Annotated in this window: 18 protein-coding genes; 11 read left to right on the forward strand and 7 right to left on the reverse strand. The window is 72.3% G+C overall.

The annotated features are described in order from the left end of the window. Positions 1–7 precede the first annotated feature (7 nt). Positions 8–1,264 carry an alpha/beta hydrolase family protein gene (locus tag DDJ31_RS01945; RefSeq protein WP_127182044.1) on the reverse strand — a complete coding sequence of 419 codons (1,257 nt, stop codon included), beginning with the start codon at positions 1,262–1,264 and terminating at the stop codon, positions 8–10. Between the two features lie 118 nt (positions 1,265–1,382). Here DDJ31_RS01945 and DDJ31_RS01950 point away from each other — a divergent pair, with 118 nt between their 5' ends. Together DDJ31_RS01950 and DDJ31_RS01955 are read left to right on the forward strand one after the other, a co-directional pair. Beyond that, on the forward strand, positions 1,383–1,973 hold the full coding sequence (locus DDJ31_RS01950) for a TetR/AcrR family transcriptional regulator (RefSeq protein WP_127182043.1): 591 nt from the start codon (positions 1,383–1,385) through the stop codon (positions 1,971–1,973). 361 nt (positions 1,974–2,334) lie between these two features. Further along, entirely contained in the window at positions 2,335–2,613 is a 279-nt protein-coding gene (locus DDJ31_RS01955) for a glutaredoxin domain-containing protein (protein ID WP_127182042.1), read from the forward strand. Positions 2,614–2,709: 96 nt separating this feature from the next. Here the strand turns inward: DDJ31_RS01955 and DDJ31_RS01960 are convergent, their stop codons facing one another. Both DDJ31_RS01960 and DDJ31_RS01965 read right to left on the reverse strand, forming a co-directional pair. Beyond that, positions 2,710–3,873, reverse strand: coding sequence for a S1 family peptidase (locus DDJ31_RS01960; RefSeq protein WP_127182041.1), 1,164 nt, complete (start codon positions 3,871–3,873; stop codon positions 2,710–2,712). A gap of 431 nt (positions 3,874–4,304) precedes the next feature. Beyond that, positions 4,305–4,799, reverse strand: coding sequence for a peptidylprolyl isomerase (locus DDJ31_RS01965; protein WP_127182040.1), 495 nt, complete (start codon positions 4,797–4,799; stop codon positions 4,305–4,307). Positions 4,800–4,991: 192 nt separating this feature from the next. Here DDJ31_RS01965 and DDJ31_RS01970 point away from each other — a divergent pair, with 192 nt between their 5' ends. Continuing rightward, the gene (locus DDJ31_RS01970) at positions 4,992–6,926 is read left to right on the forward strand and encodes a glycoside hydrolase family 5 protein (RefSeq protein WP_127182039.1); all 1,935 of its coding nucleotides are present in this window, start codon (positions 4,992–4,994) and stop codon (positions 6,924–6,926) included. 16 nt (positions 6,927–6,942) lie between these two features. On the opposite strand, the gene DDJ31_RS01975 is transcribed toward DDJ31_RS01970, so the two are convergent. After that, entirely contained in the window at positions 6,943–7,749 is an 807-nt protein-coding gene (locus DDJ31_RS01975) for an SAM-dependent methyltransferase (RefSeq protein ID WP_127182038.1), read from the reverse strand. A 45-nt stretch (positions 7,750–7,794) separates the two neighbouring features. On the opposite strand from DDJ31_RS01975, the gene DDJ31_RS01980 reads away from it, so the two are divergent. After that, positions 7,795–9,228: a PP2C family protein-serine/threonine phosphatase gene (locus DDJ31_RS01980; RefSeq protein ID WP_127182037.1), complete on the forward strand. Its 1,434-nt coding sequence runs from the start codon at positions 7,795–7,797 to the stop codon at positions 9,226–9,228. A 6-nt stretch (positions 9,229–9,234) separates the two neighbouring features. Here DDJ31_RS01980 and DDJ31_RS01985 read toward each other — a convergent pair whose 3' ends face one another. Then, positions 9,235–9,693, reverse strand: coding sequence for an ATP-binding protein (locus DDJ31_RS01985; protein WP_127182036.1), 459 nt, complete (start codon positions 9,691–9,693; stop codon positions 9,235–9,237). 305 nt (positions 9,694–9,998) lie between these two features. Here DDJ31_RS01985 and DDJ31_RS01990 point away from each other — a divergent pair, with 305 nt between their 5' ends. The 3 genes from DDJ31_RS01990 to DDJ31_RS02000 are packed head-to-tail and all read left to right on the forward strand — an operon-like array spanning position 9,999 to position 11,984. Then, positions 9,999–10,871 carry a helix-turn-helix domain-containing protein gene (locus DDJ31_RS01990; RefSeq protein ID WP_127182035.1) on the forward strand — a complete coding sequence of 291 codons (873 nt, stop codon included), beginning with the start codon at positions 9,999–10,001 and terminating at the stop codon, positions 10,869–10,871. Continuing rightward, complete coding sequence (locus DDJ31_RS01995; protein WP_127182034.1) at positions 10,868–11,140, forward strand: DUF397 domain-containing protein; 273 nt, start codon at positions 10,868–10,870, stop codon at positions 11,138–11,140. The genes DDJ31_RS01990 and DDJ31_RS01995 overlap by 4 nt, the downstream gene beginning before the upstream one ends. 37 nt (positions 11,141–11,177) lie before the next feature. After that, positions 11,178–11,984 carry an SAM-dependent methyltransferase gene (locus DDJ31_RS02000; protein ID WP_127182033.1) on the forward strand — a complete coding sequence of 269 codons (807 nt, stop codon included), beginning with the start codon at positions 11,178–11,180 and terminating at the stop codon, positions 11,982–11,984. Positions 11,985–12,039: 55 nt separating this feature from the next. Here the strand turns inward: DDJ31_RS02000 and DDJ31_RS02005 are convergent, their stop codons facing one another. Next, entirely contained in the window at positions 12,040–13,044 is a 1,005-nt protein-coding gene (locus tag DDJ31_RS02005; protein ID WP_127182032.1) for a LacI family DNA-binding transcriptional regulator, read from the reverse strand. 151 nt (positions 13,045–13,195) lie between these two features. Between DDJ31_RS02005 and DDJ31_RS02010 the strand changes: the two genes are divergently transcribed. The 4 genes from DDJ31_RS02010 to hemC all read left to right on the forward strand — a co-directional run bounded on the left by DDJ31_RS02010 (position 13,196) and on the right by hemC (position 16,591). Then, positions 13,196–14,107 carry an amidohydrolase gene (locus tag DDJ31_RS02010; RefSeq protein WP_127182031.1) on the forward strand — a complete coding sequence of 304 codons (912 nt, stop codon included), beginning with the start codon at positions 13,196–13,198 and terminating at the stop codon, positions 14,105–14,107. Continuing rightward, entirely contained in the window at positions 14,104–14,604 is a 501-nt protein-coding gene (locus DDJ31_RS02015) for a cysteine dioxygenase (protein ID WP_127182030.1), read from the forward strand. The genes DDJ31_RS02010 and DDJ31_RS02015 overlap by 4 nt, the downstream gene beginning before the upstream one ends. A gap of 144 nt (positions 14,605–14,748) precedes the next feature. Then, positions 14,749–15,525, forward strand: coding sequence for an NPP1 family protein (locus tag DDJ31_RS02020; protein WP_127182029.1), 777 nt, complete (start codon positions 14,749–14,751; stop codon positions 15,523–15,525). 130 nt (positions 15,526–15,655) lie between these two features. Further along, positions 15,656–16,591, forward strand: coding sequence for a hydroxymethylbilane synthase (gene hemC, locus DDJ31_RS02025; RefSeq protein WP_127182028.1), 936 nt, complete (start codon positions 15,656–15,658; stop codon positions 16,589–16,591). A gap of 39 nt (positions 16,592–16,630) precedes the next feature. Here hemC and DDJ31_RS02030 read toward each other — a convergent pair whose 3' ends face one another. After that, on the reverse strand, positions 16,631–17,152 hold the full coding sequence (locus DDJ31_RS02030; RefSeq protein WP_127182027.1) for a hypothetical protein: 522 nt from the start codon (positions 17,150–17,152) through the stop codon (positions 16,631–16,633). Positions 17,153–17,338: the final 186 nt, after the last annotated feature.

The following is a 17,338-nucleotide window of genomic DNA, read 5'->3' on the forward strand; positions in this document are numbered from 1 at the left end:
GCCGCGGTCAGGCCACGGCGCCGACGGCGTCCGCGCGGGCGGGGACCATGCGGTCGTCGAGCCAGTCGTAGATGCGGGCCAGCGCGTACCGCTGGGCACCGGCGTGGCAGTGCGCGTCGGCGCCCTCGGCCGCGGTGAACCGGACCAACGTGCGGTCCTCGGCGGTGAGATGGGCGAAGACCTCGTCGGGCTGGCCGGAGAAGAAGAGGTCGTTCTCGGCCTCGCAGATCAGCACCGGGCAGGTGACGGACTCGGCGATGCCGTCGCGCAGGTGGTAGTCGAGGGCGCGCAGCAGGAAGCCGCGCGGCGATCCGCCGCCCATCACGTACTGGCCGTGGCTCAGGCCCCAGTTGGCGACGTCGCTCTCGGCCGCGGCCTGTTCGAGGGCCGCGTCGATCGCGGCGGCGGCCTCCGGGTCACGCAGCAGGGCCGCGAGCGCGGCGGGGTCGGACTCGGGGAAGTGCGCGGTGAGGGTCGCGCCGAAGTCGTACACGCCGTCGACGGCGATCACGGCGGCCAGCCGGTGCTCGAACGCGGCGGCCCTGACGCAGAGTTCACCGCCGAGGCTGATCCCGAGCAGGGCGATCCGGTCCTGGTCGGCGTCGGGGAGGTGTTCGGCGATCCAGTCGACGACGGCGCCGACGACTGTCTCCCAGTCGGGGCGGAAGTGCAGCCCCTGGTGGTGGCGGGTGCCGGGCTGGCCGGGGCCGTCGAAGGTGAGGACGTGGTAGCCGCGCTCCTGGGCGGCGAGGGCGCCCTGCACGTGCACCTCCTCGGCGCTGCCGTCGTAGCCGCTGTGCATGAGGAGCAGCGGACGGCGTCCCGGCAGCGGGCTCGGGTAGAAGTAGCCGGGCAGCTCCGCCCCTTCGAAGGGGATGCGGACCGGGCGCAGCACCTCGGGGCCCGCGAGGTCGGTGTAGCGGTGGAAGGCGGCGACGGCGCGGTCGTAGTTGTCGAGGATGCGCGGGTCGGAGGGGTCGCCGTGCAGGAAGAACTCGGCGTTGCGGTAGTAGTTCCAGGCGCGCAGCCAGGCGTCCCTGGCGCTGACCAGGTGGTCGCCCGCCTCGGCCCGCCGGGCGTCGGCGGCGATCCGGTCGGCGGTCTCCCGCCAGGCGTCGTGCCAGCTGTCGGGGTCGCCGCCGGTGATGCGCTCGGCGGTGCCGAGCACCTCGGCGAAGTCGGCTCCCCCGTAGGCGATGTGGCTCAGCGAGCGGACCGTCTCGAACCAGTAGGAGGGGTGGTCGTGGAACAGCAGCTGCTTCATGGGGACTCCTCGACGCTCTTAATGCGGGTGTGCTCGCAATAACGACGATAGGAGCCTCCTCGCCTCGATGCAAGCACTAACGCGAGTGCACCCGCGTTTGCCTGGGTAGAGTGTCGGCATGACCCATCCATCCGCGCCCAGAAAGCGCCCCGGCGGCCGGACCGCCCGCACCGGGCAGGCTGTCCACGAAGCCGTCCGCGCCCTGCTGGCCGAACGCGGCCAGGGCGGCTTCACGGGCCGTGACGTGGCCGAGCGCGCGGGCGTGCACGAGGCGACGATCTACCGGCGCTGGGGCAGCCTCGACACCCTGCTCCTCGACGTCGCGGTCACGGTGAGCAAGCTCAACGAGGACTCACCGCTGCCCGACACCGGAACGCTCCGCGGCGACCTGCTCGCCTGGGCGGGCGCGATGGCAGCCGACCTCGACCGGCCCGAAGGACTCGGGCTGCTCCGCTCGGTGCTGGCCGTCCGCGCCTCGGACGCCGACCGCTCGGGCCAGGTCACCGACTTCGTCTACGCGCGCGCCGCCCTGATCCAGCGGGTCCTGGACCGCGCACGCGAACGGGGCGAGCCGGTACCGGAGTTGACGACCCTGCTCGAACGGCTGGTGGCGCCGCTGTACTTCCGGGCGATCTTCACCTACCGGCAGCTGGACGAAGGGCTGCCGGAGTTGGTCGACAACGCCCTGGCGGCAGCGGTCCGGGAGTGACGGCCCGACGGCCGTCTCGCATCCGCCCAACAGGCTTGTTAAAAGGCCGAGTTGCTGACGCGCTGCCGGTGATCGGCAGGTTCGCCCGGGACGTGCTGCCGGGACGCGCGGTGCACGGTGCGGAAGCGGCTCATTACGATAGGCCCGGCGGCCTCGGACAGGCACGGCGGATTCGCCGGTCGCAGGACGGTCCGGGGCGACGACGGAGGAACGACGGGCTACGTGATCGTGGCACCGGCGGCAGGCACGGCGGTCTCCCTAGCCGCGCTCGTAGGCCGAGAACGACGACGGACACCGCTCACCCCCGAAGCGCGCAGGATCGAGGCGGCGGCCCCCGGGGCTTCGCGACGGGAGGAGACCCATGGAGCGGTACCGGGACCCCCTGGTCGTCTACTGGCGGCCGGGCTGCCCGTTCTGCGTGAAGCTGCGGCTGGGACTGCGCTTCACGCGGCTGCGGTACACCGAGGTGAACATCTGGCACGACCCCGACGCGGCGTCCTTCGTCCGCCTGGTGGCCGACGGCAACGAGACGGTGCCGACGGTGACCGTGGCCGGCCACCCGCTGGTCAACCCGTCCCTGGCGGAGCTGAGGCGAGCGATCAGGACCCACGCCCCCGACCTGCTGGACCGCCCTCGTTGACCTCGCGCGCCGCGCCGGACGGAGCGGAACGGGTACGCGGCGGGGACGGAGCCGCGCGTGGGTCCCGCGCGTCCCCGTCCCCGCCGACCCGCCCGGTCAGGCGGTGTGCAGACGCAAGCCGTAGCGGTTGAGGATCTCGTTGATCGGCTGGAACCAGGTCTCGCCGCCGCTGGTGCAGTTGCCCCAGCCGCCCGAGGTGACGCCCTGCGCCTGGTCGCCGCTGATGAACGAGCCGCCGGAGTCGCCGGGTTCGGCGCAGACGCTCGTCTTGGTCATCTGGTAGACCGCGCCCTGGCTGTAGTTGACGGTCTCGTTCAGGGCGAGGACCGCGCCGCAGTGCCAGTGCGAGGTGGATCCGGAGCGGCAGATCGAGGTGCCGACCGGCGCCACGTTCGAACCGCGCACGAGCTGGTCGGAGATCGTGCCCCAGCCGAGCACGACCGGCACCGTCCACCAGCCGCTGCCGACGCTCACCCAGGCGTAGTCGTCACCGGGGAACGACGATCCCTGGAAGGAGCCGATGTAGGAGCCGTCCCAGCCGCTGACACCCGCGCCCGCCTGCCCGCAGTGCCCGGCGGTGACGAACCCGCCGTACACCGAGAAGCCGATGGAGCAGCGGACGTTGCCCGTGTAGTACGGGTCGCCGCCGACCGTGCCGGCGGCGAAGGTCCGCGCCGGGGTCGCGACGGTCCTGACGGTCACCGGGCCGGTCTCCCTGGCCTTCGCCAGGAAGCGCTGGACATCGTTGTCAGCTCGCTCGGCGCCGACCACCGACACCACCACCGTGTTGGCCGCCGGGTCGACGTGCCAGCTCGTCACGGAGGCGGGGGCGGAGAGCTTGTCGATACGGGCCTTGGCTGCGTCCAGCTGGCGCGCGCTGCGTCCGACCGTGCGCAGGTCGGCGCCGGACGCCTCGACCGCGGCGCGCTGGGCCGCCGAAGCGCCCTTGGTGACGGCGACCCTGAGCCGGCCGCTGGTGGCGTCGAACCAGGACCCGGCGTAGGCGGAACCGGCGGCCTTCTCGGCCTTCGGGGCGACCTTGATGGCCGTCCGCTCGGCGCCGAGGCGGGCTTCGGCCTGCTTCTCGGTCAGGCCGAACTGCCGCTGCATGGCGGTGAGTACGCCGTCCGAGGCGGGTGCGGCGGTGGGGGTCGTGGCACCGGCCTCGCTGGCCGCCGCGGGGAGGGTCCCCGCCGCGCCGAAGGTGCCGAGCATCAGGAGGGCGGCCAGGCCGACATGCCTGAATCCTCTGCGTCTCATGGGTGTTGCCCTTCGTCGTTCCAGAAGTGTGGGGATGGAACAGCCCAGTTGCTGAGAGCGCTCTCATACGTGGCGGGACAGAGCTTATCCAGCCGACGTGGGTCAGGTCCATGCCAATGCAGGACTCGATACGGGGAGCGCGTCTCGCCAGGGGCGGGGGGGTTCGGGGAGCGGGGCCGGGTTCGACTAGTGGGGCCGGATCGACGGCTGGGGCCGATTCGACGAGCGCGCGGTCGGCCCGAAAGGCACGTCCGGCCGGCGGACCCCGCGACGCGGCTCCTTCCGATCGGCCAGGGCATCACGACAAGCGGCCCCGGCCGACCTGATCGGTCGGCCGGGGCCGGGGACCGCTGACGCGGCGGCCGGGCCTGGGCCCGGGACTACAGAACCTCGGGACCCGCGAGACGCACGGGACCCTCGGGGCTGCCTGACTACTCGCCGACGACGCCGGAGGCGGCGACCACGATCTTGGCGGCCGTGGAACCCGAGCGGGAACCGAGCCCCTCGATCTTCTTCACCAGGTCCGAGCCCTCGACGACCTCGCCGAAGACGACGTGCTTGCCGTCCAGCCACGGGGTGACGACGGTGGTGATGAAGAACTGCGAGCCGTTGGTGCCGGGGCCCGCGTTGGCCATCGACAGCAGGAACGGACGGTCGTGGCGCAGCTTGAAGTTCTCGTCGGCGAACTTCTCGCCGTAGATGCTCTTGCCGCCGGTGCCGTTGCCGTTGGTGAAGTCGCCGCCCTGGAGCATGAAGTCCGGTATGACCCGGTGGAAGGGCGAACCGGCGTAGCCGAAGCCGTGCTGGCCGGTGGCCAGCTCGCGGAAGTTCTGTGCGGTCTTGGGCACGACGTCGTCGAAGAGGTTGAAGACGATGCGGCCCGCGGCCTCGCCGTTGATGGTGATGTCGAAGTAGACGTTGCTCATGCCCCCATCTTTTCACTTCCTTTCCCATGGGCCGACCGGGAGGTCCCCCGCCACACCTCTCGATACCCGGCAGGGGTATCTCGGAGGCCCGGGTGAGCCCCGGTGGCCGCGGCGCGGGTCTGGACGACGGGCACGGCACCCTGCATTCTGACCACGCCATGACAACGTCGTCACCGGATCGGGAGGGTGACCGTGCGCGGATCTCTCGTCAGGGCCGCACTGGCCGCCGTGCTCCTGCTGCTGTCGGCGCCGCTCGCCCCGGCCGCGGCGACGACGGGCGCGAAATCCGGGCCGGCCCCGGTCACAGCCGATGCCGGCGTCGCCGCCGGTCAGGAGTGGACGCCCCCGCTCAGCACCCGGGGCCGTTGGATCGTCGACGCGAACGGCGACCGGTTCAGGATGCGGTCGGGGAACTGGCACGGCGCCAGCGGCACCTGGAGCGGCTCCGGCAGCGTGGACGACGACGCCGCGCACCACGCCGGTGAGAACTCCGGCCGGATCCCGCTCGGCCTCGACCGGGCGCCCGTCGCCGAGATCATCGCCGGGTTCCGGGAGATCGGCATCAACAGCGTCCGGCTGCCGTTCTCCAACGAGATGATCCACGACACCGTCCCCGTCACGGACCACGCGGTCGCCGCCAACCCGTCGCTGCGCGGCCTGACCCCGCTCGGGGTGTACGACGCCGTGGTGCGCGACCTCACCGCGGCCGGGCTCGCGGTGATCCTCAACAACCACACCGGCACGACCCGTTGGTGCTGCGGGGTCGACGGCAACGAACGCTGGAACGCCTCCAGGTCGACGGCCGCCTGGGAGGACGACTGGCTGTTCATGGCCCGCCGCTACCGCGACAACGAGCGGGTGGTCGGCGCCGACCTCTACAACGAGGTCCGCCGCTCGGTCCTCGACGACCCGAACTGGGGACTCGGCGACGACCACGACTGGTTCGCCGCCTCCCAGCACCTCGGCGACCGCATCCTCCTGGAGGCGGACCCGGATCTGCTGATCATCGTCGAGGGCATCAACTGGACCGGCGTCCCCGTCGACGGCTTCGCCCACGGGCGGCCCGCCCTGGAACCCGTCAGGCGCCTCTCGCACACCCTCGTGGACTCGGGCAAACTCGTCTACTCGGCCCACTTCTACGACTACACCGGACCCCACCACAGCGGCGCCACCGGCATCGGCGAGACCAGCGACCCGCGCTACCGCGACCTCAGCCCCGAGGAGTTGACCGCCGTCCTGACGCGCCAGGCGTTCTTCGTCAGCGGCGAGCAGGACCAGCACTTCACCGCACCCGTCTGGATCAGCGAGTTCGGCGTCGGCGGCCGGGAGGAGACCGGCGCGAAGCCACGCGCCTGGTTCGAGCGCTTCGTCGACCACCTCATCCGCGCCGACGCCGACTTCGCGTACTGGCCGCTCGTCGGCTGGCACCAGAACCGCACCGGCAACGGCTGGGCGCTGCTGCACTGGGACGCGGCCGGGAACCGGATGGGTCTCTACGACGGCGACGACTGGCGGGCCGCCGCCTGGACCAGGCTGATGACCGCGACCAGCCGCACCGGAGCGGTCCCACCGGTGGCCGAGTGGTCCCAACTCAGCCCCGACCACAGTGACTTCGTCGCGTCCCGGCGGATGCGGGCGCTGCCCGACTGGGACCCGGGGGCCCGCAAGGCGGTCTGCCCCGACGGGCAACGGCTGCTCGGGCTCGGCCACACGGGCAACCGGGGCCTGTGCTCGGACGTCACCGCCGGGGCGCTGTGGGCCGCGGCCGGCGGTCACGAGGTGGTGGTGGACGAACGGCATGTGGCGGCCGGCCGGGACTGGGCCTCGGGGTACACCAAACTCCAGTGCGCCGAGGGGCAGTTCCTCACCGGCTACAGCGTGCGCGGCCAGGCCGTCTCCGCCGGCCTGTGCGCGGCGGCCCCGGCCGGGCGGCTCGGCGGCACGGGCCGCACGGTGTGGTTCGACCGCGGCGACAGCCGGGGCCAGGCGCCCCGGGGCGGCGACTTCGCCTACGGCGCGTACAAGGGGCAGTGCGCCGACGACGAGTACGCGGCCGGGATCGCGTACACGGGCCGTCTCGGCTCGTCGCGGACTCCGGACGCGCTCTACTGCCGCCGACTGGCGTGACCCGGCCGGGGTCCGCTCACGGCGACTTGCGGCCGACGCCCGCGTACACCCAGTACTCGGACGGCCTCTCCGGCACCTCGTCCCCCGCATCGGGGCGCCACAACGGGACGTGGACCAGGCCGGGTTCGGTGAGGTCGAAGCCGTCGAAGAGGCCGAGTATGCGCTCGCGGGAGCGGGCAGTCACCGGCGAGGTGGCCTTCGCCCGGTACAACTGGCCGACGGCGGCGGCCGTGTCGGGCCGGTCCTCGTCGGTGGCGTGGGACAGCGCGAGCCACCCCTCGGCGGGCAGCGCGTCACGGAACGCGGCCACGACACCGGCGGGGTCCTCCGCCTCCGTCACGAAGTGCAGGATGGTGATCATCAGGACGGCGACCGGCTGGTCGAGGTCGATCAGCCTGCGCAGCCGGGGCGCGGCCAGGATGTCGGCGGGGCTGCGGATGTCGGCGTCGAGGACGTCCGCGTCCGGGTTGTCGGCGAGCAGGGACGCGCTGTGCGCCACCGCCACCGGGTCGTTGTCGACGTAGAGCACCCGGCACCGCGGGTCGAGCGCCTGGGCCACCTCGTGCACGTTGCCCTGGGTGGGGATGCCGGAGCCGAGGTCGATGAACTGCCGTACCCCGGAGTCGACGAGGAAGCGCACGGCGCGGCGCAGGAAGGCGCGGTTGGCGCGGGCCAGCGTCCGTACCTGGGGGTCGATGGCGGTGAACGCGGCCACCGCCTCCCGGTCGATCGCGAAGTTGTGCTGTCCGCCCAGCATCGCGTCGTACATCCGAGCGACACTCGCCCGGTTCGGCACTCCTGCACCGGAGAGTTCTTCACGCATCACAACTCCCACCTTGCACAGCCGTCTTGACGGCTCATCATATAGTTGGCGCACGACGCGGCCGGACGATCTCCCCACCGCGATCGGACCGGCCCCACCCGGAAAGGCACGACCCTGCCGAACGAACCACTCGATCGACTTGGCGGCACCGCAACCCCCACCCCCGCCCGCCGCCGCCCCTTCTCCTCCCCCGCGTCGGACGTCATCGGCTCGGAGCTGGATCTCCATCTGACCGGCAGCCATGTCGTGCACGCGCTGGCACCGGAGTTCTGCGACGCGGCCTCCGTGTACCTCCTGGAGCGGTGGCTGCTGGAGGAGAACGCGTACGCCGACGCCGATCCGCCGCAGATCGAGGCGCGCAGACTGGCCCTGCGGGTGGGCGCGGACGCCCTGGAGGACTGGGAGCGGCTGCTGCCGGTCGACCAGGTGATCGTCTTCCCCCGGGAGACCCCGTACGCCCGCGCCCTCGCCGAGGGCAGGACCCAGACCCTGGACGCCGTCGACCCGCACACCTCGGAGCGGCTGACCGCGACCGGGCCCGAGGACGCCGGCATCCAGAGCCTGCTGCGGTCGGCGTCGTTCCTGGTGGTGCCGTTGCGGCTGCGGGACGTGCCGGTGGGGTTCATCGCCTGCACCCGCGGTCCCGACCGGCCGGGGTTCGCGCCCGGGGACGCGGTGGCGGTCGAGCGGCTGGCGGCGCGGGCCTGCGTGGCGCTGGACAACGCCCGCCGCTACGAACGGGAGCGGCGCACCGCGCTCGCCCTGCGGGGCAGCCTGCTGCCGGGGACCGACCGCGCCTTCAAGGGCTGCCGGACGGCGCCCGGCTATCTGCCGTCGGGCAACGGCAATCTGATCGGGGGCGACTGGTTCGACGCGCTGGAACGGCCGGACGGCAGGGTCGGGTTGATCGTCGGGGACGCGATGGGCCACGGCCCCGAGGCCGCCGTCGCGATGATCCAGCTGAGCACGGCCGTGCGTACCCTGGCCCAGCTCGACCTGGGCCCCGTCGACCTGATGCGCCGGCTCGACGCGCTCGCCGCCACCATCCCCGGCGCGTCCTTCGCGACCTGCATGTACGCCGAGTGGGATCCGCAGAGCCACGCCTGCACCCTGGTGGGGGCCGGCCACCCGCCCCCGCTGCTGCGCCCGCCCGAGGGGCCCACCGCGCCGGTGGTGCTGAGCGGTGCGGGGCTGCCGCTCGGGCTCGGCAGCGGCGGCTACGAGGCCACCGTCCTCGACGTCACCGAACCGGCGCTGCTCGTCCTCTACAGCGACGGGCTCGTGGAGTCCAGGCAGTGCGACATCGAGCAGGGCATCAGCCGGCTCGCGGAGGCTCTCGACACGGCCGTCGATCAGGTGCCGCCCGGCTCGGACGGTCCCTGGCTGCCGTCCCTGTGCCGGGAGTTGCTCGGTTCGCCGGCCACCGCGAACACCGCCGACGACCGTACGCTCCTGCTGGCCGAGCTGACGCCGGACTGAGCCCGCTCAGGCACAGGTCCCCAGCTTCGCCCACACGACGTTGCCCGGGGTCAGGGCGGACCGCTCGACCCCCCACGCCTCGGCGAGCTGCTCCACGATGAACAGGCCGCGTCCGGTCTCGTCGCCGGGACCCGGACGGCCCCGCGGGCGGGCCACGTTCGCGCAGTCGTGCCGGTAGTCGTAGTCGTGGACCTCGACGCGCAGACAGCTCGCGGTCACCAGCCGGACCCCGCACAGGATCCGGCCGCTGATCGTGTGCAGCACCGCGTTGGTGACCAGCTCCGACAGCAACAGCACGGCGTCCGCGCACAGTTCGCGCGGCACCCGCCAGCCGGTGAGGCGTTCCTCCACACCGTGCCTGGCGGCTCTCACGCTGTCGCGGCGGGCCGGGAGTTCGAGCCAGTGGACCCGGCCCGTTCCGTGGGGGTCTAACAGAGAGGACGAGGTGGTCGTGCGGGGGGACACGGTGTTCGCCTTCCGGTGGTGGGCGGGCGGAGCGGTCCGCGCGAGGCAGCGGGCAGGTCCGTCTCGCGCGGCAGGGGTGTGCGCGCGCCGCACGTACCGTCGAACGCCGGGCCACGCCGATCTCGCACGGTGGGGCGGAGACCGACGGCGCGCTCGTTCTGATCGCTCACGCAATCCATCATGCTGTGACGCCAGTTCAAACTGCAACCGCCTCCCTGATAATTTCACTGAGCAGTTTTCGCTCTGGTCACATCACCAAGTCGCTGTCAGACTGGTGGTGGTGACTGTCTCTCAGGAGGTATGGCGTGAGCGAGGCTCGTTCGAGCTCGGGCACCGGTGCACCGACCGTTCTGCGAATGATCCTCGGTCGGCGGTTGCAGGAGCGACGACAACAGGCGGGCGCCACGCTGGAACAGGCAGCCACGGCGCTCCGGGTGACCCCGCTGACCATCCGCAGGCTGGAGAAGGCGGAAGTCGCCCTCAGACCGCTCTACGTGGAGAAGTTGTTAGAGACCTACGGGGCCGACCGGCAGGAGATCGACGAGTTCGTCGCCCTGGCCGACCAGGCCAACGAACCCGGCTGGTGGTACGCCTACCGTGACGTGCTGCCGTCCTGGTTCTCCGCGTACGTGAGCCTGGAGACCGGCGCGAAGACCCTGCGCACCTACGAACCGCACTACGTCACCGGGCTGCTCCAGACCTGGGACTACGCGCGGGGCGTGCTGCGCGGCGGATTCCCCAACGACGACGACGAGGAACTGCGCCGCCGGATCGATCTGCGGCTGCGCCGCCAGATCCTGCTGGAGCGAGCGGACGCCCCCACCCTGTGGGTGGTGATGGAGGAGGCCGTGCTGCACCGCGTGGTCGGCGGCCCCGAGGTGATGCGGGAGCAGATAGACAAGCTCCTCGAGGTCTCGGAGCTGCCCCATGTCAGCCTCGACATCGTCCCGTTCGCGGCGGGGGCGCACGTCGGCGCGTGTGCCCCGTTCACCTACTTCCGCTTCGAGGAACCCGAACTTCCCGACATCGTGTACAGCGAGATCCTGTCCGCCTCCATGTACCTGGACCAGCGCTCCGACGTCGTCGCCCATCTGGAGGCGCACAACCGGATGTCGCTGCTGACCTCGTCCGCGGACAGCAAGGCGCTCCTCACCCGTATGCGCAAGGAGTACTCATGACCCGCATCGACGGCACCCACGACACCCCCTCGGTCCACGTCTACAACGGCATGCCGGCGACCGACCTCGGCGAGCTGGGCTGGGAACGGCCCTGGAGCGGTCCCAACGGCGGCCAGTGCGTGGAGACCAAGCGACTCGCCGACGGCAGGGTCGCCGTCCGCCAGTCCACCGACCCCGCCGGACCCGCGCTCATCTACACCCCCCAGGAGATGTTCGCGTTCGTCGAAGGCGTCAAGAAGGGCCTGGCCGACCATCTGACGGTCGGCTGAGACACCACCCGGCAGACCCATCAGTGAGAGGGACAGGATGAGCACGCCCCACGCAGCTCGGGACATCGACACCAGCAAGCCGCACTCCGCCCGGATGTACGACTACTACCTGGGCGGCAAGGACCACTTCGCCGTGGACAAGCAGGCGGCGGAGACCGTCGCCGAGGCCTACCCGGGCATCTTCACCTGCGCACGCGAGAACCGCGCGTTCATGCACCGCGCGACGCGGGTGCTGGCCACGGAGTACGGCATCAGGCAGTGGCTGGACATCGGCACCGGGATACCCACCGAGCCCAATCTGCACCAGGTGGCGCAGTCGGTGGTGCCGGAGGCCAGGGTGGTCTACGCGGACAACGACCCGCTGGTCCTCAAGTACGCCGAGCGGCTGATGCGCAGCACCCCGCAGGGGCGCACGACGTACATCGAGGCGGACGTCAACGACCCCCAGTCGCTGGCGGACGCGCCGGAGTTGACGGAGGTCCTCGACCTGTCGAAGCCGGTGGCGCTGTCCCTGAACGCGCTGATGCACTTCGTGCCCGACGCCCAGAAGCCGTACGAGATCGTCGGCCGGCTGCTGGACATGCTCCCCTCGGGCAGCGCGCTGGCGCTCAGCCACTGCACGCCGGACTTCGACCCGGAGACCTGGAAGAAGGTCACCGACATCTACAACGGCGCCGGGACCCCGGTGCAGTTCCGCTCCCATGACGCGGTCGCCCGTTTCTTCGACGGACTCGACCTCCTGGAGCCGGGGGTGACGGTCGGCCACCGCTGGCGCCCCGACATCACCCCGGAGTTCTCGCACGCCGAGGTCAGCCTCTGGACCGGCGTGGGCATCAAGCCCTGAGCCGGCCGGACGACGGGGTCACCGCCCAGGGACCGACGGTCCGTGGGCGTGCCCCTCAGGCCCGGACGGCCGAGCCCCGCTCGCTCATCCGCGGGGCGCACAGGACGCGCTTCCTGCGCACCCGCTTGCCCTCGATCGCCGCGACGGTCAGCCGGGCCGCCTCGGCGGCGATGTCGGCGAGCCCCCAGTCGACGGTGGTCAGCGGCGGGGTCAGCACCCGGGAGACGGGGTGGTCGTCGAAGCCGACCACCGAGACGTCCCGCCCGACGCCGAGCGACGCCTCCGCGGCCGCCGCGTAGACGCCGTAGGCGAGCGAGTCGGAGAAGCAGAAGACGGCGGTCGGGCGGGGCGCGCTGTCGAGGACCCGGCGGGCCACCGCGGTCGCCTCCCCCAACTCCTGCGGGCACGGCACCAGTTCGGCGCGCAGTCCGAGGCGCCCCGCGGCCTCGCGCACATAGACGTCGGCGGGCCGGTCGGGGGTGCTCGGCCGGGTCGGGGTGAGCACCGTGACGCGCCGGTGCCCGAGCCCGTGCAGATAGTCGAGGACGGCGTCGATGCCGGCCCGGTTGTCGAAGATGACCTGCCCCGCGGTGCGGGCCCGGCTCAGCGAGTCGCCGACGGCCACCACGGGCAGCGCCTCCGCGATCGGCTCCCAGCCGTCGGCGCCGGGGTTGACCGGTGACACCAGCAGGGCGTCCACCCGCTGGTCGCGCAGCTGCTTGGCGAGCACCAGCTCGCGGTCGGGGTCGCCGCCCGCGTCCAGGATGAGGGCGTAGCGGTCACCGGCCAGCAGCTCCCGGCCGATGGCGGCCATCAGCTGCTGCTGCCAGAGGTCCTGGAGGTCGCCCGCGAGCACGCCGACCATGCTGGTGCGGCCGCTGGCCAGGGCACGGGCGATGGGGTCGGCCTCGTACCCGAGGTCGGCGGCGGCCTGGCGGACGCGCTGCTCGGTCTCCTTGGAGACGTGCTTGCCGCGCAGGGCGTAGGAGACGGCGGCGGTGGAGAGACCCGTGGCCTCGGCCACCTCCCTGAGGGTGGTGCGCTTGTTGGGCCTGGCCATGCGGAAAGCCTACCGGGCCAGGTCCTGAGGTCGGGCGACCCTTGACACGTCATCTTGTTAACCGTTTCACTGAACCGCATCAGTGAACCGCTTAACCCAGTGTTCGCCTGTCTTTCTGTCGTTCCGTCAGGACTCACCCGAGGACCGCCGCGTGCTCACCGACGTCCATCAGCACCTCTGGCCGCCCGCCTTCGCCGACCTGCTGCGGGCCCGCGCCACCCCGCCCCGCCTGGACGGCTGGACGCTCCACCTGGCGGGCGAGCCGCCCTTCCGGGTCGACCCCGCGGACCACGACGTCGCCGCCCGCGCCCGCCTCGCCGCCGCCGACGGTCTCGACCGGGCGCTGGTCTCCCTCTCCAGTCCGCTCGGCGTCGAGCACCTGCCGCCCGAGGAGGCGGCCGGGCTGCTGGCCGCGTTCCACGACGGCGCGCTCGCCCTGCCCGCGCCGTTCGGCGTCTGGGCCGCGGCCTGCGTCGTCGAGCCGGACCCGGACGCCGTGGCCAGGGAGCTGGACCGCGGCTGCGTCGGCCTGCAACTGCCCGCCACCGCGCTGCTGGACGGGCCCGGCTGGCGGCGGTGCGCCCCGCTGCTCGACGTCCTCACCCGGCGCGACAAGCCCCTGTTCGTCCATCCCGGGCCGGCCCCCGCCGCACCGCACGCGCCGTCCTGGTGGCCCGCGTTGGTGCCCTACCCGCAGCAACTGCACGCGTCCTGGTTCGCGTTCCGCGCCTTCGGACGCGGGCGCCACCCCGGGCTGCGGGTCTGCTTCGCGGCGCTCGCCGGTCTCGCCCCGCTGCACGGCGAGCGGTTCGCGGCCCGCGGCGGCGGCCGGGGCGAGGTCGACTTCGACGTCTTCTACGAGACGTCCTCGTACGGCACCCGCGCGGTGGACGCCGTGGTGCGGGCCGCCGGCATCGACGTGGTGGTGGCGGGCAGCGACCGCCCGTACGCGCCGCCCGTCATACCCGACCTGGGCGCGGACGCCGCCGTCCACGCCCTGCGCACCGCCAACCCGGCCCGTCTGCTGACCGGCGGGCCGCACTCAGGAGGGAGCCGTTCATGAACCCCGAGGCCCTGCCCGACCGCGTCCTCGACAAGCGCGAACTCAGGGCGCTCGTCGAGGATCTCGCCGCCCGCCCCGAACGCTGGCGCGAGCAGGTCGCCTTCTCCGACGAGCAGCGGCACTACGCGTCCCTGTACCGGGACGAGTACGTCGACGTCTGGCTGCTGTGCTGGACGCGCCGCAACGACACCGGCTGGCACGACCACGACCTCTCCTCCGGGGCGGTGCGCGTCGTGCAGGGCGCGCTCGACGAGTCCGTGCCACGCATCGGCGGCAGCCATCTCTCCGTCACGGTCGGCGCGGGCACGTCGTTCTGCTTCGGTCCCGAGCACATCCACCGGCTCACCGGGGCCACCGACGACGCGGTCTCGATCCACGCCTACTCGCCGCCGCTGTGGCGGCTCGGCCAGTACGACATCACGCGGGACGGCCTGATGCGCCGGATCTCGGTGTCGTACGCGGACGAACTGCGCCCACTGGACGGCACGGCGGCCTGAACCGCGCCCCGCGCACGGACTGTTGGGCCGCGCTTCACCACCGGGACGCCTGTGGCCTCTTGGCCCGGGAGGGAAAACCGGGGATCCTGAACTCCCCATTCCCCCCACAGCCGCCCGGCTGCGCCCGGACCCAGGGAGAACGCAGTGGTGTCACCCAAGACCAAGGCACACCGCAGGAGATGGCTCACCGGACTGGTCGGGGCGGCGGCGCTCGTCGTCGCCTTCCCGTCCGTCGCGATGGCCGCGCCGCCGACCGCGCTGCCCGCCAACGCGGAGGCGGCGGAGGTCACCTTCCAGCCGGCGTTCGACTACGACACGGACGGCTGCTACTCCACCCCGGCGATCGGCCCCGACGGGACCGTCAACGGCGGCCTCAACCCCACCGGGGCCCTGAACGGCAACTGCCGGGACGCCTCCGACCTGGACAACACCAACAGCTACTCGCGCTACAGCTGCAACAACGGCTGGTGCGCCTACATGTACGGGCTCTACTTCGAGAAGGACCAGGCCCTCGCGGGCACCAGCATCGGCGGCCACCGGCACGACTGGGAGCACGTCGTGGTGTGGGTGCAGAACGGCCAGGTCCAGTACGTCTCGACGTCCAACCACGGCTCGTTCACCGTGCACGCGGCCTCCACGGTCCGCTTCGAGGGCACCCACGCGAAGATCGTCTACCACAAGGACGGCATCAGCACCCACTGCTTCCGGCTGGCCAACTCCAACGACGAGCCGCCGGAGAACCACAAGGCCACCTGGCAGTACCCGCCGCTGGTCGGCTGGAACGGCTACCCGGCCGGCATCCGCGCCAAGCTCACCTCGTACGACTTCGGCAGCGCCAACTTCGGCCTGAAGGACGGCAGTTTCGCCTCCCACCTGGCCTCCGCCAAGCCGTCCGGCATCACGTTCGACCCCAACGCCTGACGCAGCGTCACCACCGTGCCCCCTCGGCCAGCGGATCGCCGAGGGGGCACGGCCGCGTCGGGCGGGCACGGAGCCGCTGAATGGACCAGCGCGACAGGGATCCTCCAGCGGGACCCACTATCGTGGCCGCATGTCCGTGCCCGAACTGATCCGTATCGTCTCCCGCGACTCGCCCATGGCGCTCGCCCAAGTGGAGCGAGTCCGCGCCGAGTTGACCGCCCTGTACCCCGGTGTGCGCACCGAGGTCGTGCCGGTGAGGACCACCGGCGACAAGTGGCTGGGCGACCTGTCCCAGGTGGAGGGCAAGGGGGCGTTCACCAAGGAGGTCGACGCCGCGCTGCTCGCCGGTGACGCCGATCTCGCGGTGCACTGCGTGAAGGACGTGCCCGCCGACCGCCCGCTGCCCGCCGGGACCACGTTCGCCGCCTTCCTGCGGCGGGACGACATCCGGGACGCCCTCGTCCACCCGGGCGGCCTCACCCTCGACGAACTGCCCGCAGGCACCAGGATCGGCACCTCGTCGGTGCGCCGGGTCGCGCAGCTCGCCGCCACCCATCCCGATCTCGAGTGCGTGCCGTTCCGGGGCAACGCCAACCGGCGGCTGGCGAAGCTCGCGGCCGGCGAGGCGGACGCGCTGCTGCTCGCGGTGGCGGGCCTCGAACGCATCGGGCGCTCCGATGTGATCAGCGAGGTGCTGTCGCCCGAGGCGATGATGCCGCCGATCGGCGCGGGCATCCTGGCGCTGCAGTGCCGTGAGGGCGACAGCGAGCTGATCGACGCCGTCAGCGCCCTCGGCGACTCGGACACCTACCGGGAGGCCACCGCGGAGCGGATGTTCCTGCATGTCCTGCAGGGCCACTGCAACAGCCCGATCGCCGGGTACGCGCGGGTCGACCGCAGCGGTGAACTGTCGCTGCGGGCCTGCGTCTTCACCCCGGACGGCAAGACCCGGCTGAACGCGCACGAGTGGGCGGGGCGACTCGACCCGGCCACCCTGGGCACCTCGGTGGCCGTGGCGCTGCTGCGCGAGGGCGCCCGTGAGATCATCGACGGCATCCCGCACTGAGGGAGCCTCCGCCACCCGCGACGGCGGCGGGGCCACCGTTCAGGCGGTGCCCCCGCCCGCCTGGTCGCGCAGGAAGTTGCTGACCTGGCAGGCGAGTTCCTCGCGGCCGGCGCCCTGGTGCGGGCCCGCCGGGTCCTCGCCCAGGCCGACGCCGCCGGCCCACAGCCGCCGCCTCGCCCACTCCTCCTCGACCCGCAGATGGATCTGCACGTCGACCTGGCCGAGGGCCGCCTCGGGGCCCGCCGCATACAGCACGGCGGTGGCCCGGCGCAGGGGATAGACGTCGAAGCCCTCGATGAACTGCGAGTTGCGCCAGTCGAGGAAGGCGCCCTCGCCCTCGGTGCCGATCCGCACGTCGATCTGGCCGTCCTCCAGGTGGATGCCGAGGTGTCTCGGGCCCCGGTTCTCGACGGTCACCCGGAGGCTGAAGTAGGCGAGCCCGGCGGCCGCGTCGTCCCGGCCGCGGGGCGGCTCGGCCGCCTCCAGGCGGTGCACCCGCACCCGCAGGCCGTCATGCTCGTCGTACTCCTGCCAGTCCCCGACCACGTTCGGCTCGTACACAGCGCACCCTCTCGACCTCAGAGAGTGCTTCCTATCTGTGTACTCTGCACACTGTCAAATGCGTGGAATGCGCTGTGGCCTGCCCATTCACCCCGGTTCATCGGTGATCAAGCCGTGCGCAGCGGGAATCCCCCGATGTGCGGCCCGCGCGCCCGCGGGCGCGTGCCGCACATCACGTCGAACGGC

This window comes from Streptomyces griseoviridis, assembly GCF_005222485.1.
Taxonomy (GTDB): domain Bacteria; phylum Actinomycetota; class Actinomycetes; order Streptomycetales; family Streptomycetaceae; genus Streptomyces; species Streptomyces hintoniae.